Source organism: Gordonia marina (assembly GCF_052036135.1).
Taxonomy (GTDB): Bacteria; Actinomycetota; Actinomycetes; order Mycobacteriales; family Mycobacteriaceae; genus Gordonia.
The window spans coordinates 37,095-54,734 of record NZ_JBPSDN010000022.1 but is presented as its reverse complement, the minus strand read 5'-3'; the positions used below and the strand labels follow the sequence as shown (position 1 = coordinate 54,734).

Here is a 17,640-nt window from a genome sequence, read left to right as displayed (position 1 = left end):
GTCGCCTCGCCATCCCCGACACCGTTCACCGGAACGGTATCGACGGGGACGAAGCGGGAGAAGACCCCAATTGCTCCGTCGTCCGAAAGCCGGACACCAGTTCTTGGGGCGCTCGAACGGGCTGCGCCGGCGGCCGAACCGGCGTCAGTTCGCGGCGATGAGTGCGCCGGCGGCGTCGTACTCGGCGCGGTCGATGTCGTCGCCGGACGCCCGCAGGACGGTCGCCAGGATGCGCCGGCCCGGCGGCAGGATGCGGATCGTGACGGTGCCGTCGGCGGCCCCGGCCAGGGCCGGAACCATGGCCCCCACCAGCCGCTCCCGGACCGCGTCCGGCGCACCGTCGAGACCGTGATCGTCCAGCAGGACCACCTCGACGCCGCGGGTGCGGGCCTGCCACACCGCGTCGACCAGTTCCGGGGCGTCCAGGACCGGGGCGCGCAGGGAGTCGCGGAGCCGGGCCTCCACCAGCGCGCACGACCGCCGGTCGGCATCGGTGAGGGGTCGCGGGGCGGCGAGTCGTTCCAGGAGCGGCCGCGCTTCGCTGTCGAGCCGCTGGAGCTGACGGTCGCGCTCGTCGAGCGCCGCGTTGTCGGCAGCTTCGGCCGCGGCCGCCGCGGTACCGGCTCGCCGCAGCGCGAAGATGTCCCGCGCCGCGGGCCGGATGGTGAACCCGAAGAACGTCGCCACCACCATCGGCGCCAGGTTGATCAGGCTGATGGATATGCCGTATCCGAAGCCCTGTCCGGTGAGATCCGCCCAGACTCCGGCCGCCAGGATCGCGCTCATGATCGAGATCCACGCGGCGATCGTCCGGCCGCGCACGCACAGGTACACGCCCAGGGCGGTCGTCGCCGAGAGCGGCCAGATCTCCAGATGATTGCGCAGCGGCACGTCCACCGCGGCGAACACCAGGATCGCGGCGACCGGGCCGGCGGAGGCGATGAAGAGGGTCCAGCCCAGCGGTGCCGGGTCACCGGGGGCGCGGATCAGCGCGATCGCCGCCCCGCTGGCGAGCAACCACGCCGGAATCTGCGCGGGCCACTGGCTCGGCGCCGCCGTGGTGAACACGATCAACGCGTACGTGCCGACGAACACCCCGACCAGCAAGGCCGCGGCCGTCGTCCGCAGACCGGCCAGTTCGCTGACGTCGTCCTCGTGCCGGGCGCTCACGGACGCTCCCAGCCCAGCCGCACCGTGGTCCCGGCGCCCGGAACGGACTCGATCCGCGCGCTTCCGCCCGGGAGCCGGTCCATCCGGCCCCGGATACTCACCGCGATGCCGAGTCGGCGGGCAGACACCGAGGACGGATCGAATCCGGCTCCGTCGTCGGTCACCGCCACCTCGATCGACGACGGCCCCACCGTGCCTTCGACCGCGCGATGCGCGTCCTTGCCCGCGTGCCGCAGACTGTTGCGGAGCGCTTCGGCGACCGCGGCGCCGACCGCGCGCACCGCCTCCGCGGGAATCGGATCGTCGCTCTCCCCCGCGCCTCTCTCGTCGACGGCCACGGCGAAGCGAGCGCCGGCATCGGCGGCGGCCGCCGTCGCGCGGAGATGCACCACGGCACGCGACAGCGAGAACGGCCGGTCGGTCTCGACGCCCGCGCGGATCTCGTCGAGTTCGGCGAGGGTGCCGGTCGCGAGGGTGGGCACATCGGTCGTGCCCGGCCGGGATGCCGCGAGCAGCGTCGACATCACGCTGTCGTGGATCAGCGCGTCGAATCGCTCGCGCTCCACGCTCCGCGCGTCGACCGCCGCCGCCGCGGCGGCCGTCGCGTGCGTCTCGTCGGTGGTCTCATCCAGGATCCGGCCGGTCCGGATCGACATCATCACGCCGAAGACGAAGAGACTGCAGAACATCACCGCGAAGCAGATGTTCGGCAGGAGGGCGGTCGCTCGCTGGCCGTCGTGGGCGACGAACTCGAGCACCTGGACACTCACGCAGGCGACCACCATCTGCACGAACGCCGCCATACCCGGCCAGGCGACCACCGCCGCCATGCTGGCCAGTCCGGGGAACGCGGCGAGCCACATGCCGACGTCACTCGGCAGGGCCACACCGTTCCAGGCGAGCGGAAAGGTGATCACCCCGACGAAGAAGCTCAGCGCCGCGACGGCGGCGACCCGCCGCGTCGTCGCCAGGCTGCCCCGCCGGGCGACCACCGCCAGCACGGCCCCCGGCCCGAAGACCACCACGATCGTCACCGGGGTCCACCAGGACGCCACGTACGGCATGAGCGCGGCGATGCTCGGCGACAGCAGCAGCAGATAGCCCAGGTAGCCGAACCCGATGCACAGTCCGAACAGCCGGGTGATCCGCTCGGCGTTGTTCGCACCGGGCACCACCCGCGCCATGCCGCTGGGCGCGGCCTAGACCGGGCCCGCGGGCCGGACCTCCGTCCTCACCGGTCCCGCTCCGGCATCGGCAGCAGCCCGTCCTCGACGGCCCGCCGGTAGAGATCGATCTTGGTGCCGGCCGGACGGCCCGCCGCCGCATACTTGGCGCGGATGCGCCCGACGTAGTCGTTCACCGTCTCGGTGGTGAGCCCGGTCAGCCGCGCCACCCGGTCCGCCTTCTCCCCCGAGGCGTACAGCGACAGCACCTCCTGCTGGCGCGGGCTCAGGTCGACGGCGTCCAGGTCCGGGTCGCCGTCGATCGCGGCGGCCCACTCGGTGGTGATCACCGGATGCCCCTCGGCCGCCGCGGCGATCGCCTCGACCACCGCGTCGACCGGCGCCGACTTGCGCACGATGCCCAGCACCCCCGCCTTCGCGGCGAGTCGTACCAGGTACGGATTCTCGGCTCCGGTGTAGACCAGCACCGGCAGCCCTGCGGCGTGCAGCGCGTCGATGTTGGCCGTCGGCGACGACCCGTCCGCGAGCCGCAGATCCAGCAGCACCAGGTCCAGCTCGGGCCGCTGGTCCAGGAGCCCCGGCACGGTGTCCGACGACGACGCCAGGGTCAGGCCCGGGTGCCCGTCGAGCATGGCCCGCACCCCGAGCACCATCGATTCGTGGTCTTCGACGACGCCGATCCTCTTGTCCGCCATGCCATCCAGTTCAACACGCGACGACGCAAAAACCCGCACTACCAGCGAGTTCTGTCCTCCTTTCGGATGACATCAACCGGCCCAGACCCGGCGTTCCCCCATCCGTAGATGCGCCGTGTCGCGGGTCCATTTCTGTGTCGCGGGCCGCGGGGACCGGCGACACGCAGACAGGGGCCACACAGCCCGTTGAGCCCTTCGACTTCGCTCAGGAACCGCCGGACGGGCCCCAAGGGCCCGGCCGAGTCGAAACGACCCTCCGACTCAGGGTGCGAAGCGCCTCACGCCGCCGCACAACGACACGGCACGACGACGAGGACGCAGCAAGCAGCTAGTCGACGCCGAACTCCATCGCGGCGCGGTCGAGCGCGACCTCCGCCGGATCCTCCGGGCCCTCGCCGCCGGCGATCGCGGCGGCACCGCCCTCGGTCAGCTCGCCGACCAGCTCGGCCGTCGAGCCGCCCACGATGCCGAGCTGCGCGTACTGCTCCAGGCGGGCCCGCGAATCGGCGATGTCCAGGTTCCGCATGGTGAGCTGACCGATACGGTCCGACGGCCCGAAGGCGGAGTCGCCGACGCGCTCCATCGACAGCTTGTCCGGGTGGTAGCTGAGCGCCGGGCCGGTGGTGTTCAGGAACTGGTAGTCGTCGCCGCGGCGGAGCCGGACGGTCACCTCGCCGGTGATGGCGGAGGCGACCCAGCGGACCAGCGCCTCGCGCAGCATCAGGGCCTGGCTGTCCATCCAGCGGCCCTCGTACATCAGGCGGCCCAGGCGGCGGCCCTCGTTGTGGTAGTTGGCGACGGTGTCCTCGTTGTGGATCGCATTCACCAGGCGCTCGTAGCCGATGTGCAGCAGCGCCATGCCGGGGGCTTCGTAGATGCCGCGCGACTTGGCCTCGATGATGCGGTTCTCGATCTGGTCCGAGACGCCGAGCCCGTGCCGGCCGCCGATCTCGTTGGCCTTCATCATCAGGTCGACGATCGAGTCGAAGCGCTCCCCGTTGATGGCGACCGGCCGGCCCTGCTCGAACTCCAGCGTCACCTCTTCGGTGGGCACGTCGACGTCGTCGCGCCAGGCGGCCACACCCATGATCGGGTCGACGATGTCCAGGCCCTGGTTGAGGTGCTCGAGCACCTTGGCCTCGTGGGTGGCGCCCAGGATGTTGGCGTCGGTCGAGTACGCCTTCTCGGTGGAGTCGCGGTACGGCAGGTCCCGCGCGAGCAGCCATTCGCTCATCTCGGTGCGGCCACCGAGCTCTTCGACGAAGTCGGTGTCGAGCCACGGCTTGTAGATCTGCAGGCCCGGGTTGGCCATCAGCCCGTAGCGGTAGAACCGCTCGATGTCGTTGCCCTTGTAGGTGGAGCCGTCGCCCCAGATGTTGACGCCGTCCTCTTTCATGGCGCGGACCAGCAGCATGCCGGTCACGACGCGCCCGAGCGGCGTGGTGTTGAAGTACACCTTGCCCGCGGTGCGGATGTGGAACGCACCGCACTGCAACGCGGCGATACCCTCCTCGACCAGCGCCTCCCGGCAGTCGACCAGCCGGGACAGCTCGGCGCCGTACTGCAGCGCACGACCGGGAACCGAGTCGATGTCCGGCTCGTCGTACTGACCGAGATTGGCGGTGTAGGTGCAGGGGACGGCCCCCTTCTCCCGCATCCAGGCGACGGCGACGGAGGTGTCAAGGCCGCCGGAGAAGGCGATACCGACACGCTCACCAATGGGCAGCGAGCTCAGGACTTTCGACATGCGACCAGCATAAATCCCGGCCTCTCGGTGCAACGAATCGACTCGGGGTAACGCCGCCCCGCGTCCGGGAATCTGGACAGTCGGCCGGCCACGGCGCACCTATACAGGTGTTACCGCGCCGCGTGACGGCCATCACCCCATCCGTGAGGAGTTCCCCATGAGCCAGCCCGTCGACCGCATGTACGTGGTCGCCCAGAGCGGCGGCATCGCCGTGCTGAACCTGTACGACGACGGGTCGATCGAGCCGTTCGACGAGCCGGTACCCACCGGCGCGGGCACCTTCTGCGTGCGCACGACACCCGACCACAGATTCCTCTACACGGCGCAGGGCCTCGGCCTGGGCACCCCGTACAGCCTCCGCCAGGCGTTCTCACCCGCGCTGCTCACCTTCGCCATCGCCGACGACGGCACCCTGCGCAAGGTCGATACGCTGCCGCTCGACCGGACGCCCGTCGCCATGGCGCTCTCCGGGGACGGCCGGCACCTCTACCTCGGGATCGGCAACGGCCCGGCCGGCTTCTTCCGCGGCGCGCTGGCGCACTACCGGATCGGCGACGACGGCCGGCCCGTCGCCGACGGCGACCCGATCCGCCTCGGCCGATTCCTCGACGGCGCCCCGCAGCCGTACCTCAGCCCGGACGGCACCCGCCTTTACATCGCGAGCGTCTTCGCCAAGTCCATCGTCTGGTTCGACATCGACGACGACGGCACTCCGCACGGGCCGGCCGGGCGCGCCAAGTCGTCCGGCGTCTTCCCCATCACGCCGGTGTTCGCGGCGGGCGGCGACTTCCTCTACGTCCCCAACGAGCAGTCGAAGTCGATCACGGCGTTCGCGGTGGCCCCCGGCGGAGCGCTGACCGAGCTCCCCGGCTCGCCCTATCCGACCGGCAAGTTCCCGCACAATCCGGTCGCCGGCGCCGACGGCCGTTTCGTGTGGTTCGCCAACACCATGTCGCACACCATCGACGGCTTCGCCGTCGACCCGGACGGGGCGCTGCGGCGGGTGCCCGGCTGCCCCGTCGACACCGAGCCCGGGCCGGCGATGCTGGCGCTGTCGTCCGACGGCACCCGCCTCTACCTGGTCTCCTCACCGGTGTTCAAGAACGGTTCCAAAGTGGTGGTGACCTGCTTCTTCATCGGGGACGACGGCAGTCTGCGGCCCTCCGGCCACGCCCCCGCGCCGACCGGACTGGCATTCGCCGACGGACCCAGCGCCGCCGTGGTGCCACTCGCCTGACCACCTGTGTAGGAATCTGGACAGTCGCGGCCCGGCCCGTCGGCCATCGTGAGGTCAGTCACGATCACGGCTCACCCCCAGGAGGAATCCCATGAACGCCCACACCGACACCATCATCGACGCCCACAACCGCGGCCTCGCCGAGCACGACAAGGAGCTGTTCGCGACCATCTTCGCCGACGACGTCGCCGTCGAGATGCCGGGCTCGTCGTTCCAGGGCATCGAGGGGTTGCTGGCGACGATCGAGGTCTTCTACACGGCCTTCCCGGACATCAGTCTCACCACGCGCCAGGTGTGGGCCGACGAGAGCGGCGTGGTGCTGGAGCAGGTGTTCAACGGCACGCACGACGGCCCGCTCGCCACGCCCGACGGCGAGGTCCCGCCGACCGGCAAGAAGGTGACCTTCGGTCTGATCGACACCTTCCTGCTGAACGACGACGGCAAGGTGACCGATCACCGCGTCTACTACGACAACCTCGGCTTCCTCAGCCAGCTCGGCCTGGCCTGAGCCCCGGCCGAAGCCTTCGGGGTTCGGCACCTGAGCCTTCGGGTTCGCTCCCCGAGCGTTCGGAGTCCACTCCCTGAGCCTTCGGAGTCCGCTCCCTGAGCCTGTCGAAGGAGACGGCCCGGCACCCCCGTTCGCGGGAGTGCCGGGCCGTCGTCGTCCGGGGTCGCCGACCCGTCAGAAATCCTCGTCGAGGAACGCGGCGTAAGCGGGCAGATCGAGCTGACCGTGTCCGGACAGTCCGATCACCACCACCTCTTCGGTGTCGCTGTTCGCCACGTGCGCCGCGCAGGCGGCGATGGCGTGCGTGGATTCCGGCGCCGGCACGATGCCCTGGGTCCGCGCGAACTGCACGCCCGCGCTGAACGCGTCGTGCTGGCTGATCGCGGTGCCCTCGACCAGACCCAGCTTCACCGTGTGGCTCAGCGCCGGCGCCATGCCGTGGTAGCGGAGGCCGCCCGCGTGGATCGGGTCGGGCACGAAGTCCATACCGAGGGTGTGCATCTTCAGCAGCGGGGTCAGGCCGGCCACGTCACCGTGGTCGTACCGGTACTCGCCCTGGGTGATCGACGGGCAGGCGGCCGGCTCGGCGGCCACGATGCGCGGGTTGCTGCGGCCGTGGATCTTCTCCCGCAGGAACGGAAACGAGAGGCCGGCGAGGTTGGATCCGCCTCCGGCACAACCGAAGACGACGTCCGCACCGCCGGGCTCCACCGCGTACAGCTGCTCGACGGCCTCCTGGCCGATCACGCTCTGGTGCAGCACCACATGGTTGAGCACGCTGCCGAGGGCGTAGCGCGTGTCGTCGTTCTGCGCCGCCACCTCCACCGCCTCGCTGACGGCCATGCCGAGGCTGCCGGTGGTGTTCGGGTCCTTGGCCAGCATGGCCCGGCCGGACTCGGTGAGATCCGACGGGCTCGGGTGCAGCGTGCCGCCGTAGGTGCGGATCAGGTAGCCGCGGTAGGGCTTGGAGTCGTACGACGCTCGCACCTGCCACACCTCGACGTCGATCCCGAACTGCGCGCCGGCGAACGCCAGGGCGCTGCCCCACTGACCGGCGCCGGTCTCCGTGGTGAGCTTCTTGACGCCGTCGACGCTGTTGTAATACGCCTGCGCCACAGCGGAATTCGTCTTGTGGCTGCCGACCGGGCTCACGCCCTCGTACTTCACGTAGATGCGCGCCTTGGTGTTCAGCGCCTTCTCGAAGTTGCGGGCGCGGAACAGCGGCGACGGCCGCCACATCTTGTAGATCTCGCGCACCGCCTCGGGGATCTCGACGTAGACCTCGTCGGTCACCTCCTGCGCGATCAGCCCGGCCGGGAACAGCGCGGCGAGGTCGTCGGGCCCGACCGGCTCCTTGGTGCCCGGGTGCAGATGCGGCGGGATCGGCGTACCGAGCTCGGCCGCCAGGTTGTACCAGTGGGTGGGCACCTCGACGGTGACCATGTCGGAATGGGAGGTGTCCACGGCGGGACGGAACTCGGAAGTCGTCATGCCCGTCACTGTAGTGGTCCCTGTGATCGGTCACACAGGTGGCATATGCCGGACACTGGGACGTATGAGCACTGCGAACGCATGGACCGCGCACGGCTTCTCCGGCCTCGACAGCTTCGTCTTCGGCCCGCGCGAGGTGCCCGCGCCCGGACCCGGCGAGATCACCGTGTCGGTCACCGCCGCCGGGGTGAATCCGGCCGACCTGAAGCACGTCCGGCGCGCGAGCGACCCGGCGCTGCTTCCGATGCCGATCGGGTACGAGATCGCCGGCACCGTGTCCGCCACCGGTCCGGGTGCGGTCCTCGGTTCGGGCGCCCCGGCGGCGATCGGCGACCGGGTCGCCGCCTTCCGGGTGCACGGCGGCTACGCCGAGGCGCTGACCGTTCCGGCGACCGATGCCTTCGCGCTCGACGCGCACGTCGACCATCGCGCCGCCGCCGGTCTGCTGCTCGCCGGATGCACCGCCGCCGAACTGCTGCATCGCAGCGGCGCGCGGCGCGGCGACACCGTCGTCGTGCACGGTGCTTCCGGTGCGGTCGGCACCGTCGTTCTGCAGCTGGCCCGCCGCGCCGGGATCACGGTGATCGGCACCTGCGGCCCCGATCGGGAGGACGACGTACGACGCTTCGGCGGCATCCCCGTCCCCCGCACCCCGAGCCCCGTTCCACGCCCGCTGAGCCCCGTCGAAGGGACTTCGCTCGCCGCCCGGATCCGCGCCGCCGCTCCCGGACCGGTCGTCGCCGCGCTCGACTGCGCAGGCACCCCCGAGGCGGTGGCCGCGAGCCTCGATCTGGTGCCGGAACGTTCCCGGATCCTCACCGTCGCGGCCCCCGCGGCCGCCCGCGAATACGGGTTCACCGCGCTCGCCGGCACCGCCCCGGACAGCGCCGCCTACCGCGATTCCGTACGCGCGCAACTGGTCTCCCTGCTCGGTACCGGTGAGCTGACGGTCCCGATCGCCCGCACCTTCGACCTGTCGGAGGCCCCCGCCGCACTGGAACTGGTCGCCTCCGGTCACGCCCACGGCAAGGTGGTCCTGCTCCCCTGAGCCCCGCGGGCACGGGCGGGCCCGTCCGCCCCGCCGGGATACAGTGAAGCGCCCGCCTGGCACACCCGAAAGGCGCCCAGCACCGATGCATCTCGTCCGAATCTTCGGCCTGTCCTTCCTGGTCTCCCTCGCCGCACTGGTCGCGGCGTTCTTCTACGGCGGCACCACCGCCGTCCTGCTGACCCTGATCCTGGGCATCATGGAAGTGACGCTGTCGTTCGACAACGCCGTCATCAACGCGACCGTGCTGCAACGGCTGAGCGAGTTCTGGCAGAAGATCTTCCTGACCGTCGGCGTGGTGATCGCCGTCTTCGGTATGCGTCTGGTGTTCCCGCTCGTCATCGTGTGGATCGCGTCGGGTAAGAACCCGTGGGATGCGCTCGACCTGGCACTGCACCCGCCCGCCGGCGGGGCCTCGCACTTCCCTGACGGTTCACCGAGCTACCAGACCATGCTCACCGACGCGCACCCGCAGATCGCCGCCTTCGGCGGCATGTTCCTGTTGCTGCTCTTCCTCGATTTCCTCTTCGCGGACAAGGAGATCACCTGGCTGTCGTGGATCGAGCGGCCGCTGATCCGCATCGGCAGACTCGACCAGCTGTCGGTCGTCGTCGCGTCGACCCTGTTGCTGATCACCGGCACCGTGATCGCCCCGGACGGCACCACCGGCACGGTGATGGTCGCCGGAGTCCTCGGCATGGTCACCTACATCCTGGTCAACGGCCTGGGTGACTTCTTCCACGTCGACGAGGAGGGCATCGAGGAAAGCCTCGACGACGCCCCGCGCCGCTCGGGGCCGTCGGACCTCGCCAGGGCGACCGGCAAAGCGGCGTTCTTCCTGTTCCTCTATCTCGAGGTGCTCGACGCGTCGTTCTCGTTCGACGGCGTCATCGGCGCGTTCGCCATCACCGCCGACCCGATCATCATCGCGCTGGGCCTGGGTCTGGTCGGCGCCATGTTCGTCCGCTCGCTCACCGTCTACCTCGTCCGCCAGGGCACGCTGTCGGAGTACGTCTACCTGGAACACGGCGCCCACTGGGCGATCGGCGCACTGGCACTGATCCTCTTCTACTCGATCGGCACCGAGGTGCCCGAGCTCGTCACCGGCCTGATCGGCGTGGTGCTGATCGGCGCCGCGCTGATCTCCAGCATCGTCCGCAAGCGCGCCTTGTCCGAACACTGAACTCCGTCCATTCGTTGACTGCGCCCTTCGACTCCGGTCAGGAGCCAGGTCCAGCAACCGATCAATCCGGAAGCATCGGGGCGTCGTCGCCGTGCTGTCGCCCCACCAGCCGCCCACGCGTCACCGCGTCACGACCGAACCGGGCCTTCAACTCGTCGATCGCCACGTCCAGCTCCGCCGCGTGGTCGTCACCCACCGCGCCGGTCCGGCCGTCGAACGGCAGGGCCAGCTGCACCGCGTCGTACGACGACAAGTTGGTCAGCGAGAGCCCGATGAGCGTGCACCCGCGGTCGCGGATCAGCGGCAGCGCATCGTCGAACAGGCCTCGCGCGAGCGCGAGGAGGACCGCGGTCGAATCGGTGGGCTCACCGAGCGACCGCGACCGCGTCACCCTCGAGTAGTCGTCGAACCGCAATCGCAGGACGACGGTCCGGCACACCCGCCGCGCGCCACGCAGCCGCTTGCCCAGTCCATCGACGATGGCGAGCAGTGTCGCCTCGATGTCGCGTTCGGACTTGATCCGGCGCCCCAGCGCCCGTTGCGCACCGATGGACTTGCGGCGCCGCCCCGTCTCGACGCGGCGCGGATCGCGCGCCATCGCCAGCGCGTAGAGGTGGCGGCCGATGTTCTGACCGAGAAGCGCCGCCAGGCCCGACTCGCCGAACGCGGCCATGTCGCCGACGGTACGGATTCCGGCCGCGGTGAGCCGCTCCTCGGTCTTGCGACCCACACCCCACAGGCTGCGCACCGGCAGCGGGTGCAGGAAGGCCAGTTCACCGTCGGGCGGTACCTCGAGCAATCCGTCGGGCTTACCCGCCCCGCTGGCGACCTTCGCCAGAAACTTGGTCCGTGCGATGCCGACGGTGATCGGCAGCCCCACCTCGCCGCGGACCCGTTCGCGGAGCCGCGTGGCGATCTCCCGCGGGCTGCCGCTGATCTTCCGCAGACCACCGACGTCCAGGAACGCCTCATCGACCGAGATCCCCTCGACGATCGGCGTGGTGTCGCCGAAGACGTCGAACACCGCACGACTGGCCTCGACGTAGGCGGCGAAGCGCGGCGCGACGGTCACCGCCCGGCCCCGGCAGAGTGCGCGCGCCTCCCGGCCCGGCATCGGCGTCCGCACCCCGCACGCCTTGGCCTCGTAGCTCGCCGCCAGCACCACCCCGCCACCGACCAGAACCGGCCGCCCGCGCAATCCCGGGTCGTCCCGCTGCTCCACCGACGCGTAGAACGAATCCAGATCGGCATGGAGGATCGACGCCTCGCTCCGTCCGGCCCGCTCGATCCTCACTCCCGGATGGTCCCACCGCCCTCCGACAGAGAGCTCGGGCCGGGAGACCTTGCCGGCTGAGCAGGCCGAGGAACGAGACCACACCGAAGCCGGCCCACGACGACGCACCGGGGTGAGGCGGTTCCGCGGAGCCGCTCGCCCGTCCGACGAATTCGGCGGGCTCTCCGCGGACGACGCTCTCGGCTACTTCCGGCGGGCCTTCAACACCACGTCGTCCATGTGGCGCTGGTCGCTGACTCCACCCGCCGGGCGGCCGCGCGGCACGGTATCGAGGATCTGCACGTCGAGCAGGTCGGCGAAGCGGGCGGCGATGTCACCGGGCTGGACGTAGGCGTCGGGGTCGTGGCCGTGCGCGCGGATGCCCTCGGCGTCGTGCGCGACGACGAGCAACGTGCCGCCCGGCACCAGCGCGTCGACCAGCTTCTCGATCACGTCCATCCGCGCGATGTCGACCGGGAAGTAGTGCAGCGCAACAAGATCGAACCCGGCATCCCCGCTCCCCGCGCTCGTCGTCACGCTCCCCGAGCTTGTCGTTCCGCTCCCCGAGCTTGTCGAGGGGACCGGATCGACCGTGAGATCCGCCTGCCGCCACACGATGGTTTCACGTGAATCAATCGCGGCGGCCCGATCGAGCGCGACCTGCGAGATGTCCACGGCGACCACCGTCCAGCCCCGATCCGCGAGCCATCGCGCGTCCGCTCCCTCGCCGCTCCCGACGTCCAGCGCCCGGCCCGGCGCCAGGTCCGCGGCTTCGCGGATCAGGGCCGGGTTCGCCTGTGCCGTCCACAGCCGGTCCGCGCCGGAATAGCGCTCATCCCATTCGGCCGCGCTGTGCGGATTGCCGTCGTGCCCGTGCTCGTGACTCATACCCTCCACGGTATCCGGCAAACCCGATCCGTGCGCGCCGCCGGGGCGTGCGCGCACACTGGAACCCATGTCCCGCTCCCCACGCATCGGTGTCCAGCTCCAGCCCCAGCACGCCCCCGACTACGGCCTGATCCGCGACGCAGTGTTGCGCGCCGAGGACCTCGGCGTCGACGTCATCTTCAACTGGGATCACTTCTATCCCCTCTACGGGGACCCCGACGGCGCCCACTTCGAATGCTGGACCATGCTCGGCGCCTGGGCCGAGGAGACCGAACGCGTGGAGTTCGGCGCGCTGGTGACCTGCAACAGCTACCGCAACCCGGATCTGCTCGCCGACATGGCGCGCACCGTCGATCACATCTCCGGCGGCCGGCTGATCCTCGGCATCGGCAGCGGCTGGTTCGAGCGCGACTACACCGAGTACGGCCACGACTTCGGCACCAAGGGCAGCAGGCTCGACGCCCTCGCCGAGTCGCTTCCGCGAATCACCGATCGCCTCGGCAAGCTCAATCCCCCACCGGTGCGCGACATTCCGGTGATGATCGGCGGCGGCGGACCGCGCAAGACCCTGCCGCTGGTCGCGCGATATGCCGACATCTGGCATTCGTTCGTCAACGTCGAGACCTACCGCGAGAAGAGCGCCCTGCTCGCCGGCTACTGCGCCGATCTCGGGCGCGATCCGGGCGACATCGAGCGCTCCGCCGAGATCCGCTACCGGGGCGACGCCGGCGCGACCCTGAGCTTCGCCGACGCGATCAGTGCCGAGGGCGTCTCGCTGTTCACCGTCGCCACCGGCGGCCCCGACTACGACCTGACCGCCGCCAAACTCCTCTGCGACTGGCGCGACCGGAACCGGTAGTGGACGCGCCAGGTGGAGTTCCATCCGAGCTCCCCCGACCACGACCGGTCAGCCGTCACCGAACACGCCCCAGCAGAGACCGTTCCGCTGCGCCTGATCGGCGAGCACCAGCTGGCGCACGGCGGGAGGCAACAGCGCGCGCTGCCGGTCACGCTCGGCGAGCCTGACCTCGTCGCGTTCACCGGCCGGGGCGGCGGCCATCGCGGCCTTGATGGCGTAGGCGGCGGCCCCGAGATCGTGCTCGGCGACGTGACCGACGCACGCCGCCTGTCCGGCCGCGTGGGCGGCGAAGCGTGCGGCGCCGGTCAGCGGCCGGGCCGCTCCCATCGCATGGCCGCCGAGTGCCCGAGCCGCCATCATCGCCAGGTCTCCAGCGGCCCAGGCCCGGGCCGCCTCGATCGCCGCGCGCGGGCGGGCGTCCCCGGGACACGTCGCCTCGAACAAGCCGAGAACGCGCTCGGCGCAGGTGGCCGCCCAGAGTGCGAGCAGATGGTGGTCGTCGTCGGTGAGCGTGCCGCCGCGACGGATGGTGATCATCGCCGGATCGCGGACGGACGGCAGGATCACGCTCACTCCTGCGCCAGCGCGTGCCGGGCCGCGCGATACCCGCTCATGCCGTGCACGCCGCCGCCGGGCGCGGTGGCCGCCGAACACAGGTACACCCCCGGCACCGGTGTCGCCTGGGGCGTCGGCCGGACCACTGGCCTCGCCAGCAGCTGACGCAACGACGTTGCGCCGCAACCGATGTCGCCGCCGACGTTGTTGGCGTTGTACCGCTCGAGACCGGCGGCCGTGGTCACGATGGTGCCGCTCACCACGTCGCGGAAGCCCGGGGCGCACCGCTCGATCTGCTCGACGATCGCGTCCGAGCAATCCGCATCGCTCCCCGCCGGGACATGGCAGTACGCCCACGCCAGATGCGTGCCCGCGGGCGCACGCGTGGGATCGATCCGCGTCGGTTCGCCACCGAGCACCCAGGGAACGGCCGGAATCCGGCCCGCGGCCACCGCGCGCTCGGACTCGGCGATCTGTCCGACATCGGCGGCCAGATGAAAGGTCGCCGTTCGGGAGAAGCATTCGTCACGCCACGGAATCGGTTCGCGCAGCAGGAAATCCACCTTGCATGTGCCCGGCCCGTAGCGGAAGCGGCCGAGCGCGCGGCGGTACCGGGCCGGCAGCCGCTCCCCCATGATCGCCGCGAACGCACGCGGCGAGGTGTCGAAGAACAGCCGGTCCGCCCGCGGAAGTTCGGCGAGACCGGTGATCCGGCGACCAGTCTCGATCGTGCCGCCGGCGGCGGTGACCACCGAGGCCAGCGCGTCGGAGATCGCCTGCGAACCCCCGCGCGCCACCGGCCACCCGGAGCCGGCGAGCGTCGCCAGCAGCAGTCCCGCGGCCGTCGACCCCGCGGACGACAGCGGGCGGGCTCCGTGGGCGGCGATACCGGCGAACAGGGCGCGCGTCGCGTCGTCGCGGAAGGCGCCGCGCGTGAACGCGCTCACCGGTAGCGCGGCCGCCGCACCGAATCGGCCGAGCGCCAACGGATGCCGCGGTGGCGCGGGCAGTCCGAGGACGTCGTCGACCAGGCCGGGTGATTCCCCGGCCCACCCGACGGCCGCCTCCCACCGCCGCGCATCCCGGCCGAGTCCGGCCGCGCGTCGTTCACGATCCCGCGCGAGCCCGATCGCGTGGCCCGGCCCGAATCCGTGGACCACGGACAGGTCCGGGACCAGCCAGCGCAGCCCGTGGTCGGCGAGCGCGAGTCGCTCGAACGCGGGTGAGACGAAGCCGGTCGGGTGAACCGCCGAGCAGGCGTCCCGGCGGATCCCGGCGCCGAACGCCTCATCGGTGCGCGCACCGCCCCCGATCGTCTCGGCGGCCTCGCACACCAGTACCCGGTGACCCGCGCGCGCCAGCACGGCCGCCGCGGTGAGGCCGTTCGGTCCGGCGCCGACCACCACGTCGTCGTAGTCCATAGGACCCAGGCTTCCACACGGCGCCCGTCTCCCGGCGGCGTCGCCCGGCCCGACCGATTAGATTGATGCCATGCCTCCCGCTCGACGGCGCCCGGTCGCGCTGCCCGCCCTGAGTCTCGTCCTGGCGCTGTTCTTCGGTGCGCTCGGTGCCGCCCCCGCACGCGGCGACGCCCCGCTCCAGTTGCCCGCCGGGGAGCAGGTGGTCGATTCCGCGGACGCCCTGACTGTCGACCAGGAGAACCAGGTCAAGCAGGCGGTGACCAAGCTGTCGGCCGACGAGAACGTGCAGTTGTACGTGGTCTACGTGCGCAATTTCGACGGCAAATCACCCGCCGCCTGGGCACAGCAGACGCAGGATCTGAGCGAGATGAGCTACCGCGACATCCTCCTCGCGGTCTCCGTCGACGACCACAAGTTCTACTTCGGCAGCGCCGACGCCATCGACGACTTCCCCGCCTCCGACCTGCGCTCGATCGCCGATTCGGCGATCGCACCGGCCGTCCGCGACGGCAGATGGGAGAAGGCGGCACTCGACACCGCCCACGACCTCGATCGCACCAGCTCGCACCGGTGGATCTACCTGCTCATCGCCGTTCTCGTCGTCCTCGCGATCCTGGCCGGCATCGTGGCCGCGCTGTACCGCCGCAGCAAGCGGCGGCAAGCCGACGACGACGCCGAGGCCGCCATCGCCTCCGACGCCGTGCTCACCGTCGACGAACTGACCTCGCAGCCGATCGAGGTGCTCGATCCGTGGTCCGCGGAGGTCCTGACCAGTACCGACAACGCCGTCTCGGTCAGCGCGGACGAGCTGGCCCTGGCGGTCGAGGAGTTCGGCGACGCCGCCGTCGCGCCGTTCCGCGCCGCCCTGACCACCGCGGAGAGCGCGCTCGCCGCGTCGTTCCGCCTGCGCCGCTCGTACGACGTGGATGCCGGCCTCGGCACCGCCGAACGGCACCGCCTCCTGGTCGAGATCATCAGCATGTGCTCGGACGCCGACGCGGCCCTCGACGAGCAGGTCCCGGCCTTCGACCGCCTGCGCGATCTGGTGACCGATGCCGGCGACCGGCTCGACGCGCTGGCCGACCGCTCGGCACGGCTGGCCGACCGGCTCGACGATGCCGCCGAGCACGAGGCCGCGGTCACCGGGTCGTCCGGCCGGGCCGTGGCCCAGTCGGTCGCCGGGAACGTCGCGCTGGCCCGCGAGCTGGTGCAGTTCGCCGACGACAGCATCGGGCAGGGCCGCGAGGCCGGCACCGAGGCGGGCGGTCCGTCGACGGTGGCCGCGATCCGCTCGGCCGAGTGCGCGCTGGACACCGCGGGCAAGCTCCTCGATGCCCTCGCCGACGCCGAACTGAACCTCGCTCTGGTCGGCGAGGCGACGGAGGGCTCCCCGGTCGCCACCGCCACGGTGAGCGCCGCCGAGAGCTTCATCGACACCCGGCGCGGTGCCGTCGGCACACCGGCGCGCATCCGGCTCTCCGAGGCCGAACGGCTGCTCGACGCGGCCGAGCGGACCGACGGTCCGGAGGAGGCGGCCGCCTCGACGGCGGCGGCCCTCGCCCACGCACTGGAGGCGCTGTCCCTCAGCGGGCGGGACGTCGAGGCGTGGCGGGTGTCGTCCGACGACGGCGGCCCGGTGCTGACGGGGGTGCTGGTCGACGCGGTGGTCTCGACCGGCCCGCAGTCCGCGCCGACGGAGATCGGCCGGGGCGGTTTCACCATCGGTGGCCGTACCCCGGGCTCCTTCGGCGGGACCGAGACGTCCGGGCGGATCGCCACCGGGGGTCGTCACTGACGGGTCCGGTGCAAGCGGACCCGAGGACTACTTTTACTTAGCTAACCTAAGTATTAGACTGGAATCGTGACCGAAGCCGACCCCGCCGCGATCGGACGGCTGCGCGCCGCCGTGACCCGGCTGTATCTCTCGCTGCGCCGCAACTCGCCCAGCACCGAGCTGACCGCGGCGCACGCCTCGGCGATCGCGACGCTGACCGATCACGGACCGATGCGGATGGGCGACTTCGCCCAGCGCGAATCGATCCGGATGCCCTCGGCGACCACACTCATCGACACCCTGGCCCGCAAGGAGATGGTGCAGCGCCGGCCGGACCCGGACGACCGGCGCGCCGTGCTCGTCGAACTGACCGACCACGGCCGCGAGGCCGTCGCCGAACTCCGCACGCACCGCGACGAGGTGCTCGCGGCCGCCGTCGAATCGCTCCCGCCGGAACACCGTGCCGCGCTGATCGACGCCCTTCCCGCCCTCACCGCACTGCAAGCAGCCCTGGAGCGGTGCCCCGGTCGCGATTCCGGCGAGTGAGGCCCGGTTCTCCCCACCCCGTGTCGCGGGCCCTCCATGGTGCCGCGGGTTCCGCATGGGC

Annotated in this window: 16 protein-coding genes; 7 read left to right on the top strand and 9 right to left on the bottom strand. The window is 71.2% G+C overall.

From position 1 onward, the window contains the following. Positions 1 to 144 precede the first annotated feature (144 nt). The 4 genes from ACSEEN_RS14430 to argG form a co-directional block, all read right to left on the bottom strand. Positions 145 to 1,170: a DUF8320 family protein gene (locus ACSEEN_RS14430; protein ID WP_440713543.1), complete on the bottom strand. Its 1,026-nt coding sequence runs from the start codon at positions 1,168 to 1,170 to the stop codon at positions 145 to 147. After that, complete coding sequence (locus tag ACSEEN_RS14425; RefSeq protein WP_440713542.1) at positions 1,167 to 2,342, bottom strand: sensor histidine kinase; 1,176 nt, start codon at positions 2,340 to 2,342, stop codon at positions 1,167 to 1,169. The genes ACSEEN_RS14430 and ACSEEN_RS14425 overlap by 4 nt, the downstream gene beginning before the upstream one ends. 59 nt (positions 2,343 to 2,401) lie before the next feature. Then, positions 2,402 to 3,049 carry a helix-turn-helix transcriptional regulator gene (locus ACSEEN_RS14420; protein WP_440713541.1) on the bottom strand — a complete coding sequence of 216 codons (648 nt, stop codon included), beginning with the start codon at positions 3,047 to 3,049 and terminating at the stop codon, positions 2,402 to 2,404. 328 nt (positions 3,050 to 3,377) lie between these two features. Beyond that, a complete protein-coding gene (gene argG, locus ACSEEN_RS14415) occupies positions 3,378 to 4,796 on the bottom strand; it encodes an argininosuccinate synthase (RefSeq protein ID WP_298441872.1) in 1,419 nt (472 codons plus the stop codon). Positions 4,797 to 4,953: 157 nt separating this feature from the next. Between argG and ACSEEN_RS14410 the strand changes: the two genes are divergently transcribed. Continuing rightward, positions 4,954 to 6,033 (top strand): lactonase family protein, encoded by a 1,080-nt coding sequence (locus tag ACSEEN_RS14410; RefSeq protein ID WP_440713540.1) that lies wholly within the window; start codon positions 4,954 to 4,956, stop codon positions 6,031 to 6,033. A 91-nt stretch (positions 6,034 to 6,124) separates the two neighbouring features. Then, positions 6,125 to 6,541 (top strand): ester cyclase, encoded by a 417-nt coding sequence (locus tag ACSEEN_RS14405; protein WP_440713539.1) that lies wholly within the window; start codon positions 6,125 to 6,127, stop codon positions 6,539 to 6,541. Between the two features lie 174 nt (positions 6,542 to 6,715). On the opposite strand, the gene ACSEEN_RS14400 is transcribed toward ACSEEN_RS14405, so the two are convergent. Then, positions 6,716 to 8,032, bottom strand: a complete 1,317-nt coding sequence (locus ACSEEN_RS14400) for a TrpB-like pyridoxal phosphate-dependent enzyme (RefSeq protein WP_440713538.1) — start codon at positions 8,030 to 8,032, stop codon at positions 6,716 to 6,718. A gap of 64 nt (positions 8,033 to 8,096) precedes the next feature. On the opposite strand from ACSEEN_RS14400, the gene ACSEEN_RS14395 reads away from it, so the two are divergent. Together ACSEEN_RS14395 and ACSEEN_RS14390 are read left to right on the top strand one after the other, a co-directional pair. Further along, positions 8,097 to 9,080, top strand: coding sequence for a quinone oxidoreductase family protein (locus ACSEEN_RS14395; RefSeq protein WP_440713537.1), 984 nt, complete (start codon positions 8,097 to 8,099; stop codon positions 9,078 to 9,080). Between the two features lie 85 nt (positions 9,081 to 9,165). After that, entirely contained in the window at positions 9,166 to 10,263 is a 1,098-nt protein-coding gene (locus ACSEEN_RS14390) for a DUF475 domain-containing protein (protein ID WP_298443155.1), read from the top strand. Positions 10,264 to 10,324: 61 nt separating this feature from the next. On the opposite strand, the gene dinB is transcribed toward ACSEEN_RS14390, so the two are convergent. Both dinB and ACSEEN_RS14380 read right to left on the bottom strand, forming a co-directional pair. Continuing rightward, entirely contained in the window at positions 10,325 to 11,557 is a 1,233-nt protein-coding gene (gene dinB, locus ACSEEN_RS14385; protein WP_298443158.1) for a DNA polymerase IV, read from the bottom strand. A gap of 183 nt (positions 11,558 to 11,740) precedes the next feature. Continuing rightward, positions 11,741 to 12,424, bottom strand: coding sequence for a class I SAM-dependent methyltransferase (locus tag ACSEEN_RS14380; RefSeq protein ID WP_247865555.1), 684 nt, complete (start codon positions 12,422 to 12,424; stop codon positions 11,741 to 11,743). A 67-nt stretch (positions 12,425 to 12,491) separates the two neighbouring features. Here ACSEEN_RS14380 and ACSEEN_RS14375 point away from each other — a divergent pair, with 67 nt between their 5' ends. Further along, positions 12,492 to 13,283, top strand: coding sequence for an LLM class F420-dependent oxidoreductase (locus ACSEEN_RS14375; protein ID WP_440713536.1), 792 nt, complete (start codon positions 12,492 to 12,494; stop codon positions 13,281 to 13,283). A 48-nt stretch (positions 13,284 to 13,331) separates the two neighbouring features. Here the strand turns inward: ACSEEN_RS14375 and ACSEEN_RS14370 are convergent, their stop codons facing one another. Then, positions 13,332 to 13,850, bottom strand: coding sequence for a putative immunity protein (locus ACSEEN_RS14370; protein ID WP_247865557.1), 519 nt, complete (start codon positions 13,848 to 13,850; stop codon positions 13,332 to 13,334). A gap of 2 nt (positions 13,851 to 13,852) precedes the next feature. After that, entirely contained in the window at positions 13,853 to 15,259 is a 1,407-nt protein-coding gene (locus ACSEEN_RS14365) for a phytoene desaturase family protein (RefSeq protein ID WP_440713535.1), read from the bottom strand. Between the two features lie 70 nt (positions 15,260 to 15,329). On the opposite strand from ACSEEN_RS14365, the gene ACSEEN_RS14360 reads away from it, so the two are divergent. Then, positions 15,330 to 17,054: a TPM domain-containing protein gene (locus ACSEEN_RS14360; RefSeq protein ID WP_440713534.1), complete on the top strand. Its 1,725-nt coding sequence runs from the start codon at positions 15,330 to 15,332 to the stop codon at positions 17,052 to 17,054. A 66-nt stretch (positions 17,055 to 17,120) separates the two neighbouring features. Continuing rightward, the gene (locus ACSEEN_RS14355) at positions 17,121 to 17,579 is read left to right on the top strand and encodes a MarR family winged helix-turn-helix transcriptional regulator (protein ID WP_298443176.1); all 459 of its coding nucleotides are present in this window, start codon (positions 17,121 to 17,123) and stop codon (positions 17,577 to 17,579) included. Positions 17,580 to 17,640: the final 61 nt, after the last annotated feature.